Origin of the sequence: Vibrio sp. SNU_ST1 (assembly GCF_030563405.1) — a bacterium.
GTDB lineage: Bacteria > Pseudomonadota > Gammaproteobacteria > Enterobacterales > Vibrionaceae > Vibrio.
In genome coordinates this window covers 574,369-596,964 of the sequence record NZ_CP130748.1, presented here as the reverse complement: position 1 = coordinate 596,964, position 22,596 = coordinate 574,369, and the positions used below count along the sequence as shown (strand labels likewise).

Here is a 22,596-nt window from a genome sequence, read left to right as displayed (position 1 = left end):
AAGACACATTGAGGTAGATCTTTAAAACTACAGCGCACGATATTTATCTCTCAACCTTTGTCTAACCCACTCTGCGACAGAGTTCACCGCGAACGTAAAAATAAACAGTAAGAGTGCAGCTAAGAACAACAAGCGGAAGTGAGAACCTCCCACCTCGGATTCAGGTAACTCGACAGCAATCGTGGCCGATAATGTCCTCATCCCTTCCAAAATATTCCAGTCAAGAATTGGGGTGTTACCTGTAGCCATCAAAACGATCATGGTTTCGCCAACCGCTCGCCCTAGCCCCATCATGATTGCAGAAAAGATACCTGGGCTAGCCGTCAATAACACAACATAAATAAGGGTCTGCCAAGCTGTTGCACCTAACGCTAATGAACCATCAGATAAATGCTTTGGCACAGAGAAAATAGCGTCTTCTGCAATCGTGAAAATGGTAGGGATGACAGCAAAACCCATAGCAAAACCAACCACCAGCGCATTACGTTGGTCAAAGTCGATGCCATAACTAGCCAAGAAAGTACGAATATCGCCACCAAACAACAAGGCTTCCATACCATTTTCACCAGCAAAGACTGCCATCACAGTCATCACCAATACCGGGATCAATATCAGAGCATGCCAACCATTAGTAAAACGGCTCGTCACCATTTTTGGCAAGCAGAACCAAACAAGCCCAGTCAGTAGCGTGCTCAGTGGTAATAGCACCATTAACGAGAAGACGGCCGTTAAATGCGTTTCAACAATGGGAGCAAACCAAAGCCCGGCTAAGAATCCTATAATAACGGTCGGAAGAGCTTCCATCAGCTCTATCGAAGGCTTAACCACTCTTCGCATTCGAGGTGACATAAAATATGCAGTGTAAATGGCTCCGAGCACAGCAATCGGCACGGCAAACATCATCGCAAACAGCGCGGCCTTGATGGTACCAAACGTGATAGGGACTAAACTGAATTTCTCTTCAAAGTCATCGTTTGCCGACGTTGACTGCCAAACGTATTGCGGTTCTGGGTAGCTTTCGTACCAGACTTTTTGCCAAAGCGATGAGAATGATATTTGCGGGTATTCATTATCAACTTTAGCCACACTAATGACGCCATCAATCAGCGTCGCCAGATGCAGTTCATTGGCCGACATTGCTGCTAATTGTGGTGACTTATCAAATGCGCGCTCGAACAACGACAGCTTTTCACTGGTCGTATAGTGGCTTTGTAATGTGCCGTTCTTATAGAAGCTATAAAAACCCTTTCTATAAGTATCTGGCAGAATAAACTGTACCTCTTCGGCGAGTTGGAAGTCGCGAATATGGGTCAGGCTACGCTTTTCATCTTTGAGTACATCAAACCACTGAGAAACCTGTCCGTCCTCATGCGTAACCAACAGCGAATAGGCCCCAGACAGTAAATCGATACTTTTCACCGAGTGCTTCGCATCATTCAAGCTAAGATCAATCACTTCACGAACATCGAAGCCGCTATCTGATAGCTTCAAAACCACTAAATCCGATTGCGCTCGGAGATATAAGGTTTGGCCATCAGGCGTGACTAACAACTGTTGCTGTAAACCCAACTTATCCGACAGCCATTGGCTCTTCTGAAAAACATACTGACCCGTAACATCACTTTGGTACCACTTCACTAAAACTCGTTGGTCGCTTAACTGAGCGGCAACCGTGATCCCAGGTCCATTCTTAGAGAACGCAAATTTTTCGATTGTTGTTCCGTTTGATGATACATCATTTAAAAATGGTTCAGGGAGATCGATTTGCTCAATTTTAGGTTTGGCTTCACTGCCCTTTTGCAGCACAGGCGCACTATACTCTGGGTAGAAAAAAGTAAGGTTGCTTGCGCTATCGGCAAAGGCAAACCAGTTTTCAGACGGGGTATTTCGAGAAAAGGCGATGGGGTTAGCTAAAACATTACGCTCAAAGTAAGAGTGTGTATTTTGAGACTCTAAATCCCAAAACTGAACCAAACCAGATTTTTCGATAGTAAACGCATGCTGACCGTATTCATCAACCGATAAGGCGATAGGCTTTTCTATGGCAACGCTCTTCACGGCTTGGTCAGTCTCTAAACCAGTATCAGAAAATACCGGTAAAATGACCATCGCCAAGTAAACAAAGATCAGCACCAGAGCCGCTAGAACACTGACGGCACCACATGTCACCGAAAAACGGACGAGACGATCTTTCAACCATCTTTTTTTGTCGCGCTCTTTCAATGAAAATTGGGCTGAAGCCATCTGTTTATCTACCTTTTTTTAGCTACTGACATAATATGTACGTTAGATGACAATTATATTACAAGTTACGTTAAACAACTGAAACTAATAACAAGTTTGTTGACCATATTTCTTAAAGTAAGATCATAGATTTTGTGAATTTTGTCATTCTAAATTAAAGTAATCAGCTCTATAGCCAGCACTCAAGGATTATCATCTCAATGGAAAAAGACTATGTAACAAAAGAACTTAGCTGGTTATCCTTCAATGAAAGAGTACTCCAAGAAGCGGCCGACAAATCAGTCCCCTTAATCGAAAGAGTTCGTTTTTTAGGTATTTACTCGAAAAACCTCGATGAGTTTTACAAAGTCCGATTTGCTGACGTGAAACGAAAGATCTTACTCCAAGATCCACAATTATCTGCCAACTCGCAGAAAACCCTACTAACTCAAATGCAGAGCAAAGCAAGAAAGCTCGATGCTCGATTCCATGAACTGTATAGCGACTTACTATTAGAACTGGCACGCAATCGTATTTTTCTGGTCAACGAACAACAGATTACTGAGGATCAGAGTGAATGGATCAAAAAGTACTTTAAGAAAAAAGTACTGCCACATTTAACTCCGTTTCTCTTGAACGAAGATAGCCAGTTACTCAATATTATCAAAGATGAACAAAGCTACTTGGCGATCGACATTGAGCGAGAGACATCTTCTCAATATGTCTTACTCGAAATCCCATCAGAAGCTCTCCCTCGATTTGTTAAGTTACCAGACACGTCTGGTTCACAGCGTACTACTTTGATCTTATTAGATAATATAGTTCGATTTTGTTTAGATGACTTGCTTAAAGGATTCTTTGAGTATGACTCCGTGCGTTGCTTTGCTATAAAAATGACTCGTGATGCCGATTATGATCTTCAAGAGGACAATGAAAATAACCTATTAGAATCTATGTCGTTGGGTTTAGAACAGCGCTTAACAGCACTACCGATACGCCTTATCTATGAGTCAGAAATGCCAGCTGAAATGCTCAATTTCTTACAAGTCAAACTTAAGCTGTCTGACTATGACAGTGTTATCGCGGGAGGTCGCTATCATAACTTCAAGCATTTCTGCGAATTCCCAAGCCTTAACCGACGTGATTTAGTTAATCGCCCACTTCCCGCAATTAAGTGCGCGCATTTCAGCCACTACCCAAACTACTTCGAAGCAATAAAAGACCGCGATATCTTACTGCATTACCCTTATCACACCTTTAATCACATTACTGAACTCGTGAGGCAGGCTTCCTTTGACCCGAAAGTAACCTCCATAAAAATAAACGTTTACCGTGTTGCAGAAGGCTCAAAGCTCCTTAGCTCGATCATCGATGCGGCACACAATGGTAAGAAAGTAACAGTCGTCGTTGAGCTGCAAGCTCGCTTTGATGAACAAGCCAATATTCAATGGACCAAGAAACTTCAAGAAGCCGGTATAAAAGTCATCCATGGTATCCCAAGTTTGAAAATTCACTCTAAGCTGCTGCTCATTAAACGGAAAGAAGGAAAGCATACGGCGCATTACGCTCATATTGGCACCGGTAACTTTCATGAAGTAACAGCGCGCGTGTATACCGATTTTTCTCTGCTCACTGCGAATGAAGATTTGACCCAAGAGGTGAGACAAATCTTTAAGTATATTGAAAATCCTTATCAAAAATCACAGTTCAAACAACTGATTGTGTCACCAAAGAATACAAGAAAACGCCTGTATCAGTTGATAGATAATGAAATACAAAACGCGATAGAGAGCAAACCTGCGAGTATCACTCTAAAACTCAACAATTTAGTCGACCGAGAGATCATTGAGAAGCTCTATCAGGCCAGTCAAGCCAATGTAAAGGTGAGAATGGTCATTCGTGGTATGTGCTCTCTCGTACCAGGAGTCCCCAACATCAGTGAGAAGATTGAGGTTGTTAGTGTGGTCGATCGCTTTCTCGAGCACCCAAGAGTGATGATCTTTGGTAACGCTGGTAATCCAACAGTCTATATCTCCTCTGCCGACTGGATGACACGAAACTTTGATCACCGCATCGAAGTTGCAGCCCCAATTTTAGATCCAAAGATCAAGCAAACCATTATCGATATCACCGAGTTTCATTTCGATGATAGCAACAAAGCCCGAGTGCTAGAGCAATCGATGAGCAACCCTTACATACAAGCTCCAACAAACCCACTCGATTACCCGACGTCACAACTCTCCACTTACCACTATATTAAACGTATGGAGAAACTTGCTCGCAAGAAGTACAAACAAGAGAAGAAATCATGCCGCTAATTGATAACAAACATTCTCGATGTATTGCCGCTATCGATTTAGGTTCGAACAGCTTTCATATGGTGGTTGCCAGAGTATTCGATCAACACCTGCAATTAGTCAGCAGACACAAACAGAAAGTGAGATTGGGCGACGGGTTGGATGAGTTTAACTTCTTATCCGAAAGCGCTATCGAGCGAGGCTTGGAATGCCTCAAGGTATTCGCTGAACGACTAGCGGATTTTGAACTTGATGATGTCAGAGTTGTTGCGACTCATACTCTAAGAAAGGCCAAAAACGCTCAAGACTTCTTAGAGCAAGCCAGACCACTGTTTCCTTTTCCAATAGAGATCATTTCAGGTCAAGAAGAAGCTCGAATAATCTATAACGGTGTAGAACACACTCAAATCGCTTCTAAATCTAAATTGGTTATTGATATCGGTGGAGGGAGTACCGAACTCGTCGCTGGGCAAGGCTTTACCCCCCTAATTATGCGCAGTTTACCTATGGGATGTGTCAGCTTCACTCAACGTTTCTTTGCTGACGGAGAGCTAACCTCACAACACTTCTCAGATGCTTATACCGCAGCTACTCGTCTATTGATGCCATTGATTGAAGAATACACAAAGGCCCCTTGGGAAATCGCCTTTGGCTCATCAGGGACGGCTAAATCAATAAAAGAGGTACTCATTGGCTTAGGGTTTACCGATGGCCTCATTACGCCGCAACGTCTGTCCTATTTGAAAAATCACTTATGTGAGTTTTCATCATCCAAAACCTTAGACCTTTCAGGTTTAAGTGATGAGAGAAAGCCAGTGTTTGCTGCTGGCGTCACCATTCTTTCAGCAGCTATGGATACGCTGGACATAAAGGAGTTACATTTTTCTGATGGCGCCCTGAGAGAAGGCGTTCTTTATGACATGGAGGATAGATTTAAAGATATTGATGTTCGAACAAGAACCGCCGAAACACTCGTATCTCGATACCATGTTGACGTAGCTCATGGCCAGAAAGTCAAAGAACTCGCCCTTGCATTACTGAAACAAGTGCAGTCTCAAATAACTACTACGGTCACCAATGAGCTGTATGATCTGGTTGGTTGGGCTGCACTACTTCATGAGGTAGGACAAAGCATCGCATTCCAAGGCTATCACCGCCATTCCGCTTATCTGCTTAAGCACACGACAATGCCCGGTTTCAATACTGAGCAACAACGTCTTATCTCGACATTGGTTCGCCACCAAAGAAAAGCGATTAAGCGACAAGACTTGCCGGAACTGTCTCTATTCTCTCCACAACAAATAACGCTACTAATTCGCATATTAAGACTCGCTATCTTACTCAACCGTCAGCGGAATCAAGCACTGGCCCCAGACGTGACTCTAACGATTGAACAACAGGATAACTGGGAATTGAAAGGATCTAACAGCGATTGGTTGGCCCAAAACCAACTGCTTGAATATGAACTCAAAGAAGAACAACAACGTTGGCAAAATGCTGGATGGTCGTTAAAGGTAGAATAACAGTCAAAACAAAAACAGCCTGCGACTTAGCAAGCTGTTTCTACATATTCTTGACTAAGTTTGTAGTAGCCTCAATCAGAGCCCGACTTTTGCCAACTCTTGCTCTGCGAACTCAGGCGGTATCGCTAAATAGCCATCTTTCTCTACAAGTTCTTGCCCTTGCTTTGAGAACACAAAAGTGAGGAACTCTCTCTCTACAGGAGAAAGCGGTTTATCTGGGTGTTTATTCACATACACATAGAGAAAGCGCGATAGCGGGTAATCTCCACTTAAAATATTCGCTCGAGTAGGCTCTACGTAATCAGAACCATGCTCGGCAATAGGAATTAACTTTACACCAGCCACTCGATAACCAATACCTGAGTACCCTATCCCGCTGATTGATGAAGCGACCGACTGTACAACCGACGCAGAGCCTGGCTGCTCATTGACTCGGTTCTTGAAGTCGCCACTACATAATGCGTTTTGTTTGAAGTAGCCATAGGTTCCCGAAACGGAATTACGACCGAACAGTTGGAATCTATGTTTTGCCCACGGCTGGCTGATACCTAAATCTTGCCAATTGTTTAGCTGCTTAGTCGCGCCACAGCGCAATGTCTCTGAAAATATGCTGTCAATTTCGCGAAAACTAAGCCCCTCGATAGGATTATCACGATGCACAAAAAGACCAATCGCATCGATAGCAACTCGAAGCGCCGTCGGCTTATAGCCATGCTCCCTTTCGAACGCTTCCACTTCTCGCAGGCGCATTGGGCGACTCATAGGCCCGAGATGGGCAGTACCTTCTGTTAAGGCTGGAGGTGCAGTGGATGAACCAGAAGCCTGAACTTGAGCATTCACGTTCGGGTAGTAAGACTTAAACTCTTCAACCCATAACGTTGTCATTCCCGCTAAGGTATCGGAACCGACAGACAACAAGCTGCCCGAAATACCCGGAACCTTAGAATAACCTGGAAGAGAATCGACACCTTGCTCGGCATGAACAGGGGTAACCAAAGCTAATGCTAATGCTAATGCTAATGCTAATGCTAATAATGAACTGATGGGGAAACGCATCCTGCGTATTAAAGAACTCATGACACTGTCAATCGGCTAGGCAGCGTGAAATGGAATCGGCTACCAACACCCACTTCACTTTGAATTTCTAAATGTGAATCATGATGACTCAACGCATGTTTAACAATCGCTAATCCTAGGCCACTGCCCCCAGTATCGCGTGAGCGTGCTTTATCAACACGATAGAAACGCTCGGTAAGTCGATGCAAGTGTTGTGGTTCGATACCGTCTCCAGTATCTGACACATCCAAACACGCGCCTTGACTGGTTTGATACCAACGCACCTTAACCGTTGCGCCCGGCGGCGTGTATTTCACTGCATTGTAAACCAGATTCGATATCGCACTTCTTAACTGATCTTCATCAGCTAATACGCGTAGGCTCTTATCAATATCAAATTCAAGCTTATGTTCTCGCTCTCCACTGAGGCTAGCTGCTTCTTTTTCAAGAACTTCCAACATAGCCGGAACGTTAACCACTTCATCCAATTCATGCATTGGCGCCGCTTCTATCTTAGAAAGAGTTAAAAGCTGATTCACCAGACTGTTCATACGATTCAACTGCTCGGTCATCACACCATGAGCCTTAGGCCACATAGGCCCAACGATCATGTCTGGATCTTCCGTCATTTCAAGGTAGCCCTGAAGTACGGTCATTGGAGTACGCAGCTCGTGAGAAACGTTAGCGAAAAAGTTACGACGCATGCCTTCTAGCTGTTTTAGCTGAGTAACATCACGTACTACCATAAGGTGTTCGCCCTCGGTATACGGTACGATACGAAGCTCAAGCATGCGCTCCACATTAAGTGGCGAAGGCATCTCTAGCGGCTCTGAGAAATCTTGTTTATTAAGGTACTTGATGAAGTCCGGCGTGCGGATCAAGTTGGAGATAGGTTGCCCAGAATCGTCTGGCCAGCGAAAGCCCAGTAAATACTGAGCAAGCTTGTTACACCAAACAATATTGCCTTCACCGCGAAACACCACAACGGCATCGGGAAGGGATTCAGCACCGTTTCTGAAACGGCGGATAAGGTTGGTCAATTCTTTGCGCTTACGACGCTGTCTCTGCTGCATACGATAGATACCGTTAAACAGAGACTCCCAGTTTCCAGAACCAGAAGGGGGTGTTAACCGCTTTTCATCCCACAACCAAGCAGACAAACGCATTTGATAGTGTAGATGCCATGCTAACTGTAATACTGTTGCAGCCAGCAATAACCAAGGTAAATAACCGAATATCCATCCGACTATAATCCAAGGTGCGTAAAAAAAAGCCAGCTCCCAAGCTAGCTTCTTCCAGGTTAACTTCTCAACCATTCAGGACTCCATAAACTGGGCAGTGAAGCCACATTAAGCCTTTGTAGAAAAACGGTAGCCTGCGCCGCGAACCGTTTGAATTAATTTGTCATGACCAGCAGATTCGAGAGCTTTGCGTAGACGTCGAATATGAACATCAACCGTACGGTCTTCAACGTAAACGTTAGTACCCCAAACGTTATTTAGCAGTTGCTCTCGGCTGTATACTCGCTCTTGGTGAGTCATAAAGAAATGCAGCATTTTGAACTCGGTTGGTCCCATATCAACTGGACCTTCGCTTGCTGTAACGCGGTGAGATACAGGGTCTAATTTAAGCCCTTGAACATCTATCACATCTTCCAATGCCGTTGGTGTTACACGGCGAATAACCGCTTTCAGACGAGCGACCAACTCTTTTGGCGAAAATGGTTTGGTAATGTAGTCGTCAGCACCAACTTCTAAACCGCGAACCTTATCTTCCTCTTCACCACGAGCCGTCAGCATCACCACTGGGATGTTGCGAGTTAACTCTTCACGCTTCATATGCTTGATAAAGTTTATCCCGCTACCACCAGGTAGCATCCAATCTAGTAATACTAGATCTGGGAAAGGTTCACATAGCTTGTTTACCGCTGTATCGTAATCTTCAGCCTCTACTGCTTGGTAGCCTTTTTGTTCAAGTACAAAACACAGCATCTCACGAATAGGTGCTTCATCTTCAACGACCAGAATCCTTCTCGACATAATTGAATAGCCTTAGTATTTAATCAACGCATTGCATTATCTGGTTTAATTATGACACTTTTGTGACCTTTGAAAACAAATTTTCATATAACTGTCTCAAACGTTTCACTTTTAATTTTTATTGCAGGTATAAGACAAATGGATCGAAATCTCCTATGATGAGCATCTTCAGATAAAGGTATGAGAAATATTTATGTGGTTTAAGAATTGCCTCGTCTATCGCTTTAATCGTGATATAGACTTCAACGCAGATCAGCTAGAGAAACAACTTGAAGAGTTCCGTTTTACCCCTTGTGGTAGCCAAGACAAACAGAAGTTTGGTTGGGTAAATGCGATGGGTAGACACGGCGATATGATGACGCACGTATCAGAAAACCGCATTCTCATCTGTGCAAAGAAAGAAGAGAAAATGCTTCCTGCTTCTGTAATCAAAGATTCATTGAATGCCAAAGTAGAAACGCTTGAGGCAGAGTCTGGTACTCCTCTGAAAAAGAAAGAGAAAGACAGCCTAAAAGAAGACATCATCATCGATCTTCTTCCTCGTGCTTTCAGCCGCAGTAACTTCACTTACGCACTGATCATGCCGAAAGAAGGCTTTATTGTTGTTGATGCTAGCAGCTACAAAAAAGCAGAAGATGTGTTGGCATTACTACGTAAAACTATGGGTAGCCTGCCAGTTGTACCTGCGATTCCAGAGCAAGCAATTGAAACAACTCTGACAGAGTGGGTAAAATCAGGTAATACGCCTCAAGGTATCACTATGCTTGATGAAGCAGAGCTAAAATCTATTCAAGAAGACGGCGGCATTGTTCGAGTTAAGAAACAAGAACTAGAAGCTGATGAGATTAAAAACCACATTGAAGCCAACAAAGTTGTGACCAAGCTTCTGATCAACTGGCAAGATCGCATTGAGTTCATTCTTGCAGAAGATGGCAGCATCAAGCGCCTGAAATTCAGTGATGAATTAAAAGATGAGAACGACGACATTCCTCGCGAAGATCAAGCTGCGCGTTTTGATGCAGACTTCTCTCTACTTTGTGGTGAGTTCAGTGTTTTCCTACCAAACCTATTCGAATCATTAGGCGGGTTAACTCAACCTAACGCTTAATTGTCCAGAGTTTAAGCTCAGGTGTCGAGGATATCTGAGCTTATTTTCTTTCCTATTCCCCCTTATCAATACCTATCACTCGCTTCTCAATACCATTGTTATCTTTAGGGCTATCAACCAAGCTCATTTTAGCGTAAAATTTGCGCCCCTTTGATATCACCTGGTGGTATCAACCTGACTTGAGATCAGATTAGAGAACGAAGCAATGACTACACAAAAACCATTTGTACCTGAACTATTATCACCGGCAGGAAGCCTTAAAAACATGCGTTACGCATTCGCCTACGGCGCAGATGCAGTTTACGCTGGCCAGCCACGTTACAGCCTTCGTGTTCGTAACAACGAGTTCAATCACGAAAACCTACAAATCGGTATCGATGAAGCTCATGCTCAAGGCAAAAAGTTATATGTTGTATGTAACATTCAGCCACACAACTCTAAATTAAAAACATTCATTCGCGACCTTAAGCCAGTTGTTGAGATGGGCCCAGACGCACTTATCATGTCAGACCCAGGTCTTATCATGATGGTACGTGAAGCATTCCCTGAAATGCCTATTCACCTTTCAGTTCAAGCAAACGCCGTAAACTGGGCAACCGTTAAGTTCTGGTCAACCCAAGGCGTTGAGCGTGTGATCCTATCTCGTGAGCTATCTCTTGAAGAAATCGAAGAGATCCGTGAACATTGCCCAGAAACAGAGCTAGAGATCTTTGTTCACGGTGCGCTGTGCATGGCTTACTCTGGTCGTTGCCTACTTTCTGGCTACATGAACAAACGCGATCCAAACCAAGGTACTTGTACTAACGCTTGTCGTTGGGAATACAAGACAGAAGCTGCGAAAGAAGACGAAAACGGTCAGATCGTTGAAGCCAACCCTACCGGCGTCGCTATTCAAGAAGTCGAAACTCAAGGTATTGAAGTTCAAGACGAGCGCCCAGACAACACACTAGGCCTTGGTAAACCAACTGATGAAGTCGTTTTACTTTCTGAGTCACACAAACCTGAAGAAAAAATGGCAGCGTTTGAAGATGAGCATGGTACTTACATCATGAACTCAAAAGATCTTCGCGCAATCCAACACGTTGAGCGCCTAACGAAGATGGGTGTTCATTCATTGAAGATTGAAGGCCGTACTAAATCTTTCTACTACTGTGCACGTACAGCACAGGTTTACCGTAAAGCTATCGATGATGCTGTTGCTGGAAAACCATTCGATGAGAGCCTAATGGGTACGCTAGAGAGCCTAGCTCACCGAGGCTACACTGAAGGCTTCCTACGTCGTCATACTCACGATACGTACCAAAACTACGAGTACGGCTACTCTATCTCTGACACTCAACAATTTGTTGGTGAATTCACAGGTAAACGCCGTGGTGACTTAGCGGAAGTAGAAGTGAAAAACAAATTCTTAGTTGGCGACAGCTTAGAAATGATGACACCAAAAGGTAACGTTGTTTTCAAACTAGAAGTGATGGAAAACCGTAAATCTGAAGCGGTAGAAGACGCAAAAGGTAACGGTCATTTCGTATTTATTCCTGTGCCAGCAGATCTCGATCTAGAGTATGGCTTGCTAATGCGTAACTTGAGCGAAGGCCAAGATACACGTAACGCATCAGGTAAATAACGGTTACTTGGGAAAGATAAATGGCTCTACTAATAACTGACAAGTGCATAAACTGCGATATGTGTGACCCTGAATGCCCAAATGGTGCAATCACTATGGGTGACAGTATCTTCGAAATCGATCCTGATTTATGTACTGAGTGTAAAGGTCACTATGAGAAGCCAACATGTCAGTCAGTATGTCCGATTACCAAATGCATCATTACTGACCCAAAACATATTGAAACTGATGACGAATTATTAGAAAAGTTTGTCATCATTCAAGGCTTGACCTAAAAGATAAAAGGTTCAACTTAATCATCAAGTTGAACCTTTTTTTTAACCCGATTTCTCAATGGGGTATATGTTACAGAACATCTCTTTCTCAAATTGATATTCGAGTCGTTCTCGCCAGTTTATTGATTGAGCTATCGGAACAAGATAGAAGTTTTCTCTACTGGTATCAGTCACAAATGCCATTCCATACTGCATTAATTCATAGTGAACATCATTTACGAAGCTAGGATCTAAACGTTGTCTGCCTGTTAGCTGATTGATATCAGCTCTTGAAATAGAAATACCCGAGCTTTCAGCGTTGAACCTATGTCTTAACCATTCTGAAAACTCCTTTGCACAAATCATAGTCATAGTCTTATCCTTGAATTATCTATCGACGGGCATCAGACTCTGATTTCGCATACTGCGTATAAGCCGCATCTTTCACCCCAAAAAACACTCAATCCCTGACCAAACCTTGTCAAATTCATCATCGTCGCCCTTGCTGATATCGTTATTGGTTTTATTCATATCAAACGATGTTCTTAATCTCGTGTTTATAAACTCTAGACAAAAGTGTGATATTTCTCCAGTTTTAGAGTCGAGAAAACCAGTGGGGTTACCACTGTAATTAACCTCGATAGATACGATTACTTATTGGATATCAAGGCCAAACACTGACTCGGCATCACTTTAACTTTCTTTTTTTTCTTACTTTTAACGACTTTTTTAGGTGGAGGAACGGGAATGGTCTTTGGAGCCCAACTTGCAAGTTCATCTCCACAACCATCACCTTTAGGAGGGCTTGCTTGAGCGATGCAGTTTGAGCTGCCATCAGGACACTTTAAACGAACATGGAAGTGGGAATGATGCCCCCACCAAGGCCTGATTTTACCTAACCAAGCTCTCTCATTGGCATCAGAGTTTTCTTGTTCACAAAGGGTTTGCTTAATAACAGGATGGACGAAGATACGTACCACTTTTTGATCTTTGGCTGCATAGCGAATAACTTGAAAATGGTCATCGGTCCAATTTGATTTACGCAGTTTGTAATTAGTAAGATCGACAACGCTCATTGGCTTAGGTACGGCAAGTTCATTCTCTGAAAGTTTTTTATCAGTGAGCCTTAACCATATATCAATATCCAAACCAGTCTGGTGACTTGAATGACCCGAAGAAAAACGCCCTCCACGAGGCAGAGAAATATCACCCACTAATAGATTTGTGTTGAGTTGTTTGCTTGTAGTTAAACCAAGCCGTTCAATAAACTGAATTGACTCTGTATGGCCATAATAGCGCTCTCTCTGAGGGCGGATCACCTGATAACCCTGCCCATTAATTGGCAAAGCCTGCGCCCCGTCAAGACAACCATTAGCGTAACTACCTATAGATGAGGTTGAATTTCTTGTTGGGCTTTTCTCTTTTTCCCACGAAGTTGCTGATACAACAAACGAACAAAAGATAAGAGCCAATGTACAAAATAACCTCATAACAATTCCAAATAAACGATCACTGTTTTTATACTAGTCGTCATTAGGGAATAGGTGTATGTCGAGAGTGATATTTTGGGGATAGTTTGAGAGTTATCTACTGACTTGAGATATTTAAGTGAAAAAGCTTCACTATTCCTAGCAAGTCTTCTCAATCTATGGCGATATTGTCGTAGTCGAAGGCAAAAACTCCCCCCCCCCCCCCCCCTGAAACGACGAAAGCCTAGTCATAAGACTAGGCTTTCTAATAAGTGGCGGAGTGGACGGGACTCGAACCCGCGACCCCCGGCGTGACAGGCCGGTATTCTAACCAACTGAACTACCACTCCGCAGTGGAATACTTGTCGTCGCTGACAAGTGTTCAAATTTAAAGCCTGGCGATGTCCTACTCTCACATGGGGAAACCCCACACTACCATCGGCGCTATTGTGTTTCACTTCTGAGTTCGGCATGGAATCAGGTGGGTCCACAATGCTATGGTCGCCAAGCAAATTTTGCTTTTACTTTCAGTTTTTTAAAAACTGAAGGCAAAATAATCTGGAAAACTGCTTCTCTATTTAATAGAGCTATAAAAGTATCTCTTCAAACTCATTCAAGCGTTTGTACTTTGTTTCTGCTTTTGAAAAGCGGAGACAAATAGTTTTGAGTCCACAAAACCCCTTGGGTGTTGTATGGTTAAGCCTCACGGGCAATTAGTACAGGTTAGCTCAATGCCTCGCAGCACTTACACACCCTGCCTATCAACGTCGTAGTCTACGACAACCCTTTAGGACGCTTAAAGCGCCAGGGAAAACTCATCTCAAGGCTCGCTTCCCGCTTAGATGCTTTCAGCGGTTATCGATTCCGAACTTAGCTACCGGGCAATGCCATTGGCATGACAACCCGAACACCAGAGGTTCGTCCACTCCGGTCCTCTCGTACTAGGAGCAGCCCCTTTCAATTTTCCAACGCCCACGGCAGATAGGGACCGAACTGTCTCACGACGTTCTAAACCCAGCTCGCGTACCACTTTAAATGGCGAACAGCCATACCCTTGGGACCGACTTCAGCCCCAGGATGTGATGAGCCGACATCGAGGTGCCAAACACCGCCGTCGATATGAACTCTTGGGCGGTATCAGCCTGTTATCCCCGGAGTACCTTTTATCCGTTGAGCGATGGCCCTTCCATTCAGAACCACCGGATCACTATGACCTGCTTTCGCACCTGCTCGAATTGTCATTCTCGCAGTCAAGCGGGCTTATGCCATTGCACTAACCACACGATGTCCAACCGTGTTTAGCCCACCTTCGTGCTCCTCCGTTACTCTTTGGGAGGAGACCGCCCCAGTCAAACTACCCACCAGGCACTGTCCGTAACCCCGATTCAGGGGCCAACGTTAGAACATCAAAACTACAAGGGTGGTATTTCAAGGACGACTCCACCACATCTAGCGACGCGGTTTCATAGTCTCCCACCTATCCTACACATGTAGGTTCAATGTTCAGTGCCAAGCTGTAGTAAAGGTTCACGGGGTCTTTCCGTCTAGCCGCGGGTACACTGCATCTTCACAGCGATTTCAATTTCACTGAGTCTCGGGTGGAGACAGCGTGGCCATCATTACGCCATTCGTGCAGGTCGGAACTTACCCGACAAGGAATTTCGCTACCTTAGGACCGTTATAGTTACGGCCGCCGTTTACCGGGGCTTCGATCAAGAGCTTCGACCGAAGTCTAACCCCATCAATTAACCTTCCGGCACCGGGCAGGCGTCACACCGTATACGTCATCTTACGATTTTGCACAGTGCTGTGTTTTTAATAAACAGTTGCAGCCACCTGGTATCTGCGACTCTCGTCTGCTCCATCCGCAAGGGACTTCACTGATAAGAGCGTACCTTCTCCCGAAGTTACGGTACCATTTTGCCTAGTTCCTTCACCCGAGTTCTCTCAAGCGCCTTGGTATTCTCTACCCGACCACCTGTGTCGGTTTGGGGTACGATTCCTTACAATCTGAAGCTTAGAGGCTTTTCCTGGAAGCATGGCATCAATGACTTCACTACCGTAGTAGCTCGACATCGTATCTCAGCGTTAATGAAAGTCCGGATTTACCTAAACTTTCCGCCTACGTACTTGAACCTGGACAACCGTCGCCAGGCCCACCTAGCCTTCTCCGTCCCCCCATCGCAATTGTAAGAAGTACGGGAATATTAACCCGTTTCCCATCGACTACGCCTTTCGGCCTCGCCTTAGGAGTCGACTTACCCTGCCCCGATTAACGTTGGACAGGAACCCTTGGTCTTCCGGCGAGGGAGTTTTTCACTCCCTTTATCGTTACTCATGTCAGCATTCGCACTTCTGATACCTCCAGCATGCCTTACAGCACACCTTCAACGGCTTACAGAACGCTCCCCTACCCCACATACCCTAAGGTACGTAGCCGCAGCTTCGGTGTATAGCTTAGCCCCGTTACATCTTCCGCGCAGGCCGACTCGACCAGTGAGCTATTACGCTTTCTTTAAATGATGGCTGCTTCTAAGCCAACATCCTGGCTGTCTGAGCCTTCCCACATCGTTTCCCACTTAGCTATACTTTGGGACCTTAGCTGGCGGTCTGGGTTGTTTCCCTCTCCACGACGGACGTTAGCACCCGCCGTGTGTCTCCCGGATAGTACTTACTGGTATTCGGAGTTTGCAAAGGGTTGGTAAGTCGGGATGACCCCCTAGCCTTAACAGTGCTCTACCCCCAGTAGTATTCGTCCGAGGCGCTACCTAAATAGCTTTCGGGGAGAACCAGCTATCTCCAGGTTTGATTGGCCTTTCACCCCTAGCCACAAGTCATCCGCTAATTTTTCAACATTAGTCGGTTCGGTCCTCCAGTTGATGTTACTCAACCTTCAACCTGCCCATGGCTAGATCACCTGGTTTCGGGTCTAATCCTAGCAACTGTACGCCCAGTTAAGACTCGGTTTCCCTACGGCTCCCCTAAACGGTTAACCTTGCTACTAAAATTAAGTCGCTGACCCATTATACAAAAGGTACGCAGTCACACCACGAAGGTGCTCCTACTGCTTGTACGTACACGGTTTCAGGTTCTATTTCACTCCCCTCACAGGGGTTCTTTTCGCCTTTCCCTCACGGTACTGGTTCACTATCGGTCAGTCAGTAGTATTTAGCCTTGGAGGATGGTCCCCCCATATTCAGACAGGATATCACGTGTCCCGCCCTACTCGTTTTCACTGATTATGATGTGTCGGTTACGGGGCTATCACCCTTTATTGCGAGACTTTCCAGACTCTTCACCTGCATCATTAAAAGCTTAAGGGCTAATCCAATTTCGCTCGCCGCTACTTTCGGAATCTCGGTTGATTTCTCTTCCTCGGGGTACTTAGATGTTTCAGTTCCCCCGGTTTGCCTCCTGTTGCTATGTATTCACAACAGGATACGTGCTTGTGCACGTGGGTTTCCCCATTCAGGAATCCCAGACTCAAAAGGTTATTACTACCTAATCTGGGCTTATCGCAAGTTATTACGCCTTTCATCGCCTCTGACTGCCAAGGCATCCACCGTGTACGCTTAGTCACTTAACCATACAACCCGAAAGGGTCTCTGTTTTACTTTCACTTTCCTTTTTATTTTCACTTTTAAAAAGTGAAGACAAACAGGAGTGAAAACAAACTAGTATGGCAACTAACCAAGGTTTTTGGTTGTCATCAAGAAGGGTTAATTCTTGATGACTGTTTGCCGGACTCAATTGTGAATCAAACTAACGTTTGATTCGAATACAAGACACTTGAATGTGTTTGTTGTGTTTATACCGTTCTTATTAAATAAGAGCAGATAAACATTGAGAACTTTTAAATTTGATTGAATTACTCGTAAGTAATCAATCAGTCAGCTTTCCAAATTGTTAAAGAGCTTGATTCAAACTAATGAACCATTTTTAAATATTTTCAAAGAAAAACACTTAAAGATGGTGGAGCTATGCGGGATCGAACCGCAGACCTCCTCGCTGCCAGCGAGGCGCTCTCCCAGCTGAGCTATAGCCCCATCTGGAAAAGTATTTCTACTCTTAAACTTTCTAAACCTAATCAATCTGTGTGGACACTCATCGTAAGTATCTTCGTATAAGGAGGTGATCCAGCCCCAGGTTCCCCTAGGGCTACCTTGTTACGACTTCACCCCAGTCATGAACCACAAAGTGGTGAGCGTCCTCCCCGAAAGGTTAAACTACCCACTTCTTTTGCAGCCCACTCCCATGGTGTGACGGGCGGTGTGTACAAGGCCCGGGAACGTATTCACCGTGACATTCTGATTCACGATTACTAGCGATTCCGACTTCATGGAGTCGAGTTGCAGACTCCAATCCGGACTACGACGCACTTTTTGGGATTCGCTCACTATCGCTAGCTTGCTGCCCTCTGTATGCGCCATTGTAGCACGTGTGTAGCCCTACTCGTAAGGGCCATGATGACTTGACGTCGTCCCCACCTTCCTCCGGTTTATCACCGGCAGTCTCCCTGGAGTTCCCGACATTACTCGCTGGCAAACAAGGATAAGGGTTGCGCTCGTTGCGGGACTTAACCCAACATTTCACAACACGAGCTGACGACAGCCATGCAGCACCTGTCTCAGAGCTCCCGAAGGCACACCTGTGTCTCCACTGGCTTCTCTGGATGTCAAGAGTAGGTAAGGTTCTTCGCGTTGCATCGAATTAAACCACATGCTCCACCGCTTGTGCGGGCCCCCGTCAATTCATTTGAGTTTTAATCTTGCGACCGTACTCCCCAGGCGGTCTACTTAACGCGTTAGCTCCGAAAGCCACGGCTCAAGGCCACAACCTCCAAGTAGACATCGTTTACGGCGTGGACTACCAGGGTATCTAATCCTGTTTGCTCCCCACGCTTTCGCATCTGAGTGTCAGTGTCTGTCCAGGGGGCCGCCTTCGCCACTGGTATTCCTTCAGATCTCTACGCATTTCACCGCTACACCTGAAATTCTACCCCCCTCTACAGCACTCTAGTTCACCAGTTTCAAATGCAGTTCCGAGGTTGAGCCCCGGGCTTTCACATCTGACTTAATGAACCACCTGCATGCGCTTTACGCCCAGTAATTCCGATTAACGCTCGCACCCTCCGTATTACCGCGGCTGCTGGCACGGAGTTAGCCGGTGCTTCTTCTGTTGCTAACGTCAAGAGATGTTGCTATTAACAACACCCCCTTCCTCACAACTGAAAGTACTTTACAACCCGAAGGCCTTCTTCATACACGCGGCATGGCTGCATCAGGCTTTCGCCCATTGTGCAATATTCCCCACTGCTGCCTCCCGTAGGAGTCTGGACCGTGTCTCAGTTCCAGTGTGGCTGATCATCCTCTCAGACCAGCTAGGGATCGTCGCCTTGGTGAGCCATTACCTCACCAACTAGCTAATCCCACCTAGGCATATCTTGACGCGAGAGGCCCGAAGGTCCCCCTCTTTGGCCCGTAGGCATTATGCGGTATTAGCCATCGTTTCCAATGGTTATCCCCCACATCAAGGCAATTTCCTAGGCATTACTCACCCGTCCGCCGCTCGACGCCCATTAACGCACCCGAAGGATTGTTAGTGTCGTTTCCGCTCGACTTGCATGTGTTAGGCCTGCCGCCAGCGTTCAATCTGAGCCATGATCAAACTCTTCAATTTAAGATTTTGTCGGCTCAATGAATACTGACTTCAAAACTACAAAAAGTAATCCTAAAGCTATTATCTCTCTCTTCTTAAATAAATAGGAACAGAAAGATAATGAATTGACTGTGCCAAATACTTTCTTTCTACAAGAGAAAGTAGTTATTCGTATTGGTCACTCAGTTCATTGAAACCAAAGTTGATTCCGAGGAATCTGTTTTACTTCTCTTAATAAAAAGGAAAGATAAAACGTTTTGATATTCATCAACGAGTGCCCACACAGATTGATAGGTTTAAATTGTTAAAGAGCTTTACTTGTTGAGCATTCCTTTTAGTAAGGAGCCTCTCGAAGTGGACGGCCATTCTAGCGAATTGGGTTCCAGTGTCAAACACTTTTTCCAGCTAATTTTTCAAAGCATCTTAAATGCTTAATGTCGTCTCGTTACTTAGTTCAAACCGCTTAGTTATCCCTGGCAACGGAGGCGCATTATAGAGAGAATGCCCCTTTGCACAAGGCCAACAACGAAAAAAGACCGCAGCAGGCGATCGTTCGGACACTATTCACTCAAAGCGTTCAAAATAGGTACGATTGCGTCTTAATTTCGACTAATCGTACCTATCGTTCTTACCTTGATTATTGGTGAGCAATAATTCGGTCGTTATTCACTAACAGCTGCACTTTCTTATCCGGATTGATTTTCCCCGCAAGTATCGCTTTCGCTAATGGGTTCTCAACACTCTGCTGAATTGCTCTTTTAAGAGGCCTCGCACCATATACAGGGTCAAAACCGACTTGAGAAATCAACCTCAGTGCTTTATCCGATACTTCAAGCTCATAACCATTGTCTTCCATTCGCTTTTTCAAATGCTCAAGCTGAATAGCGGCAATTGACTCAATGTGCTCTTGGCCTAATGGATGGAACACAACGCTTTCATCAACTCGATTCAAAAACTCAGGTCGGAAATGTTTACCCACCACTTCCATAACCTCATTTTTAATCCCTTGGTAATCCAATGTATTAAAGTTCTCTTGAATACGAGTTGAACCTAGGTTCGACGTCATGATTACCACGGTATTTCTAAAATCAACCGTGCGACCTTGTCCGTCAGTTAATCGTCCATCATCTAAAACCTGTAATAGAATATTGAAAACATCAGGGTGCGCTTTCTCTACTTCATCAAGCAAAATCACAGAATAAGGTTTTCGACGAACAGCCTCAGTTAAATAACCACCTTCTTCATATCCCACATAACCTGGAGGAGCACCAACTAAACGAGCTACAGAATGTTTTTCCATAAACTCAGACATATCGATACGCACCATCGCATCTTCACTATCAAACATAAAATTCGCTAATGTTTTACACAGTTCGGTTTTACCGACACCTGTTGGCCCTAAGAACAAGAACGAACCAATCGGCTTATTCGGATCAGACAAACCAGCACGGCTACGACGAATCGCGTTCGATACCACTTCGACCGCTTCCGCTTGACCGATAACCCGCTTATGCAGAACACCTTCCATTTTCAGAAGCTTCTCCTTTTCTGCTTCTAGCATTTTAGAAACAGGAATACCGGTTTGCTTTGAAAGGACATCGGCGATCTCAGCGTCAGTCACCTTATTACGTAATAAGGTCATTTCTTGCATTTCAGCTTGAGTCGCGAGATCTAACTGCTTCTCCAATTCTGGGATTCGACCATATTGCAATTCAGACATACGGTTAAGGTCACCAGCACGTCGTGCAAAATCCATATCCATTCGAGCTTGTTCTAGCTCTGATTTAATATGTTGCGTACCAGATAGCGCCGCTTTTTCAGCGTTCCAAACTTCTTCTAGCTCTGCGAAATCGCGTTCTTTCTCAGAAAGTTCGCTTTGTAGCGTGCGCAGGCGTTTTTCACTGGCCTCATCATTTTCATTCGTCAGAGCTTGCTGTTCTATCTTCAACTGAATAATTTTTCGCTCTAACTTATCCAATGACTCGGGTTTTGAATCTATCTGCATTCGAATACTCGAAGCCGCTTCATCAATGAGATCAATCGCCTTATCTGGTAACTGACGATCTGAAACGTATCGGTGAGATAGCGTTGCCGCCGCTACGATAGCAGGATCGGTAATTTCTACATGATGGTGAAGTTCATAGCGCTCTTTCAAACCACGAAGAATCGCTACCGTGTCTTCAACGCTTGGTTCATCTACGATCACTTTTTGGAATCGACGCTCTAAGGCAGGGTCTTTCTCTATATATTGGCGATACTCATCGAGCGTTGTTGCGCCGACACAATGCAGTTCACCACGAGCTAATGCCGGTTTCAGCATGTTCCCCGCATCCATAGAGCCTTCGCCTTTACCTGCGCCGACCATAGTATGAATTTCATCGATAAAGAGAATGACATTACCTTCTTCTTTCGATAATTCATTAAGCACTGATTTTAGACGCTCTTCGAATTCACCACGATATTTAGCACCCGCTACTAATGAGCCCATGTCCAATGAAAGCACTCGTCGGCCTCTTAAGCCTTCAGGCACTTCATTATTGATAATACGCTGAGCCAAACCTTCGACAATCGCGGTTTTACCCACACCGGGTTGGCCGATAATGACAGGGTTATTCTTAGTTCGACGTTGAAGGACTTGAATCGTGCGACGAATTTCATCATCACGACCAATCACAGGATCTAGTTTGCCTTGCTCTGCTCGTTCGGTCAGATCAATGGTGAACTTCTCTAAAGCTTGGCGTCTATCTTCCGCATTCGGATCATCAACTTTTTGACCACCGCGGACTTGCTCGATAGCTTGAGATAGTTTTTGCTCAGTCAGGCCTAGCTCTTTAAGTAAATCCCCTAAAGGACCTTTGTCTTCAATGGCAGCAAGTAGGAATACTTCTGAAGATATGTAACTGTCTTGACGTTTTTGTGCGACCTTGTCACATAGGTTGAATAGCGTTCCCATTGCATTTGAGAGCTGAACATCACCACCGATACCGCTTACTTTCGGCACTCGGTCTAATATTTCGCTCAATTTAGAACGCAATTGAACAACGTCAATATTCAGCATAGTGAGCAATGGACGAATCGCACTGCCATCTTGATTAAGCAAAGACACCATTAGGTGTACAGGTTCTATATATTGGTGATCACGACCTAATGCGAGCGACTGAGCATCAGATATCGCAATTTGGAATTTACTAGTGAATCGATCGAGACGCATGCCAACCTTCCTACTCTTAGATATGTTTATCTTATGGTTAGAAGATGGATACGGTAACGCAGATTTTCAAGGGATAAGGATGAAGAATAGAGCTGATATGAAAATATAAATGAACTGGATGAGTGGTTGTGCTA

At 44.8% G+C, this 22,596-nt stretch carries 12 protein-coding genes, 2 tRNA genes and 3 rRNA genes; 5 read left to right on the top strand and 12 right to left on the bottom strand.

Features of this window, described 5'->3' with window-relative positions:
• Window positions 1-27 precede the first annotated feature (27 nt).
• Window positions 28-2,244, bottom strand: a complete 2,217-nt coding sequence (locus Q5H80_RS02615; RefSeq protein WP_304568500.1) for an ABC transporter permease subunit — start codon at window positions 2,242-2,244, stop codon at window positions 28-30.
• Window positions 2,245-2,444: 200 nt separating this feature from the next.
• Here Q5H80_RS02615 and ppk1 point away from each other — a divergent pair, with 200 nt between their 5' ends.
• Both ppk1 and ppx read left to right on the top strand, forming a co-directional pair.
• Window positions 2,445-4,541, top strand: a complete 2,097-nt coding sequence (ppk1, locus tag Q5H80_RS02610) for a polyphosphate kinase 1 (protein WP_304568499.1) — start codon at window positions 2,445-2,447, stop codon at window positions 4,539-4,541.
• Entirely contained in the window at window positions 4,532-6,043 is a 1,512-nt protein-coding gene (gene ppx / locus Q5H80_RS02605; protein ID WP_304568498.1) for an exopolyphosphatase, read from the top strand. Before ppk1 ends, ppx begins: the two co-directional genes overlap by 10 nt.
• A 75-nt stretch (window positions 6,044-6,118) precedes the next feature.
• Here ppx and Q5H80_RS02600 read toward each other — a convergent pair whose 3' ends face one another.
• From Q5H80_RS02600 to phoB, 3 genes are read right to left on the bottom strand one after another with little or no spacing between them, the layout of a single operon-like run.
• Window positions 6,119-7,120, bottom strand: coding sequence for a PstS family phosphate ABC transporter substrate-binding protein (locus tag Q5H80_RS02600; RefSeq protein WP_304568497.1), 1,002 nt, complete (start codon window positions 7,118-7,120; stop codon window positions 6,119-6,121).
• The gene (gene phoR / locus Q5H80_RS02595; RefSeq protein ID WP_304568496.1) at window positions 7,117-8,415 is read right to left on the bottom strand and encodes a phosphate regulon sensor histidine kinase PhoR; all 1,299 of its coding nucleotides are present in this window, start codon (window positions 8,413-8,415) and stop codon (window positions 7,117-7,119) included. The genes Q5H80_RS02600 and phoR overlap by 4 nt, the downstream gene beginning before the upstream one ends.
• 33 nt (window positions 8,416-8,448) lie before the next feature.
• Window positions 8,449-9,138 (bottom strand): phosphate regulon transcriptional regulator PhoB, encoded by a 690-nt coding sequence (gene phoB, locus Q5H80_RS02590; protein ID WP_004735064.1) that lies wholly within the window; start codon window positions 9,136-9,138, stop codon window positions 8,449-8,451.
• Window positions 9,139-9,331: 193 nt separating this feature from the next.
• On the opposite strand from phoB, the gene rdgC reads away from it, so the two are divergent.
• The 3 genes from rdgC (at window position 9,332) to Q5H80_RS02575 (ending at window position 12,145) form a co-directional block, all read left to right on the top strand.
• Window positions 9,332-10,246 carry a recombination-associated protein RdgC gene (rdgC, locus tag Q5H80_RS02585; RefSeq protein ID WP_304568467.1) on the top strand — a complete coding sequence of 305 codons (915 nt, stop codon included), beginning with the start codon at window positions 9,332-9,334 and terminating at the stop codon, window positions 10,244-10,246.
• Between the two features lie 205 nt (window positions 10,247-10,451).
• Window positions 10,452-11,870: a tRNA 5-hydroxyuridine modification protein YegQ gene (gene yegQ / locus Q5H80_RS02580; protein WP_304568466.1), complete on the top strand. Its 1,419-nt coding sequence runs from the start codon at window positions 10,452-10,454 to the stop codon at window positions 11,868-11,870.
• 20 nt (window positions 11,871-11,890) lie between these two features.
• A complete protein-coding gene (locus tag Q5H80_RS02575) occupies window positions 11,891-12,145 on the top strand; it encodes a YfhL family 4Fe-4S dicluster ferredoxin (protein ID WP_102285860.1) in 255 nt (84 codons plus the stop codon).
• Window positions 12,146-12,187: 42 nt separating this feature from the next.
• Here Q5H80_RS02575 and Q5H80_RS02570 read toward each other — a convergent pair whose 3' ends face one another.
• The 8 genes from Q5H80_RS02570 to clpB all read right to left on the bottom strand — a co-directional run bounded on the left by Q5H80_RS02570 (window position 12,188) and on the right by clpB (window position 22,462).
• Window positions 12,188-12,496: a hypothetical protein gene (locus Q5H80_RS02570; RefSeq protein ID WP_009848260.1), complete on the bottom strand. Its 309-nt coding sequence runs from the start codon at window positions 12,494-12,496 to the stop codon at window positions 12,188-12,190.
• Window positions 12,497-12,774: 278 nt separating this feature from the next.
• The gene (gene mepA, locus Q5H80_RS02565) at window positions 12,775-13,614 is read right to left on the bottom strand and encodes a penicillin-insensitive murein endopeptidase (RefSeq protein WP_304568463.1); all 840 of its coding nucleotides are present in this window, start codon (window positions 13,612-13,614) and stop codon (window positions 12,775-12,777) included.
• A gap of 252 nt (window positions 13,615-13,866) precedes the next feature.
• Window positions 13,867-13,943, bottom strand: a tRNA-Asp gene (locus Q5H80_RS02560).
• A 43-nt stretch (window positions 13,944-13,986) separates the two neighbouring features.
• Window positions 13,987-14,102: ribosomal RNA gene (rrf, locus tag Q5H80_RS02555) — 5S ribosomal RNA — on the bottom strand.
• 183 nt (window positions 14,103-14,285) lie between these two features.
• Window positions 14,286-17,179, bottom strand: a 23S ribosomal RNA gene (locus tag Q5H80_RS02550).
• A 384-nt stretch (window positions 17,180-17,563) separates the two neighbouring features.
• Window positions 17,564-17,639, bottom strand: a tRNA-Ala gene (locus tag Q5H80_RS02545).
• Between the two features lie 78 nt (window positions 17,640-17,717).
• Window positions 17,718-19,272: ribosomal RNA gene (locus Q5H80_RS02540) — 16S ribosomal RNA — on the bottom strand.
• Together the 16S, 23S and 5S rRNA genes with 2 tRNA genes alongside form the textbook arrangement of a ribosomal RNA operon.
• A 616-nt stretch (window positions 19,273-19,888) precedes the next feature.
• Window positions 19,889-22,462, bottom strand: a complete 2,574-nt coding sequence (clpB, locus tag Q5H80_RS02535) for an ATP-dependent chaperone ClpB (RefSeq protein WP_304568461.1) — start codon at window positions 22,460-22,462, stop codon at window positions 19,889-19,891.
• Window positions 22,463-22,596: the final 134 nt, after the last annotated feature.

Excerpts from the sequence above, each read along its gene's own strand:
- Q5H80_RS02570 (WP_009848260.1), bottom strand. The coding sequence starts at position 12,496 with ATGACTATGATTTGTGCAAAGGAGTTTTCAGAATGGTTAAGACATAGG.
- rdgC (WP_304568467.1), top strand. The coding sequence starts at position 9,332 with ATGTGGTTTAAGAATTGCCTCGTCTATCGCTTTAATCGTGATATAGAC.
- clpB (WP_304568461.1), bottom strand. The coding sequence starts at position 22,462 with ATGCGTCTCGATCGATTCACTAGTAAATTCCAAATTGCGATATCTGAT.
- phoB (WP_004735064.1), bottom strand. The coding sequence starts at position 9,138 with ATGTCGAGAAGGATTCTGGTCGTTGAAGATGAAGCACCTATTCGTGAG.
- phoR (WP_304568496.1), bottom strand. The coding sequence starts at position 8,415 with ATGGTTGAGAAGTTAACCTGGAAGAAGCTAGCTTGGGAGCTGGCTTTT.
- yegQ (WP_304568466.1), top strand. The coding sequence starts at position 10,452 with ATGACTACACAAAAACCATTTGTACCTGAACTATTATCACCGGCAGGA.
- ppk1 (WP_304568499.1), top strand. The coding sequence starts at position 2,445 with ATGGAAAAAGACTATGTAACAAAAGAACTTAGCTGGTTATCCTTCAAT.
- Q5H80_RS02600 (WP_304568497.1), bottom strand. The coding sequence starts at position 7,120 with ATGAGTTCTTTAATACGCAGGATGCGTTTCCCCATCAGTTCATTATTA.
- mepA (WP_304568463.1), bottom strand. The coding sequence starts at position 13,614 with ATGAGGTTATTTTGTACATTGGCTCTTATCTTTTGTTCGTTTGTTGTA.
- ppx (WP_304568498.1), top strand. The coding sequence starts at position 4,532 with ATGCCGCTAATTGATAACAAACATTCTCGATGTATTGCCGCTATCGAT.
- Q5H80_RS02615 (WP_304568500.1), bottom strand. The coding sequence starts at position 2,244 with ATGGCTTCAGCCCAATTTTCATTGAAAGAGCGCGACAAAAAAAGATGG.
- Q5H80_RS02575 (WP_102285860.1), top strand. The coding sequence starts at position 11,891 with ATGGCTCTACTAATAACTGACAAGTGCATAAACTGCGATATGTGTGAC.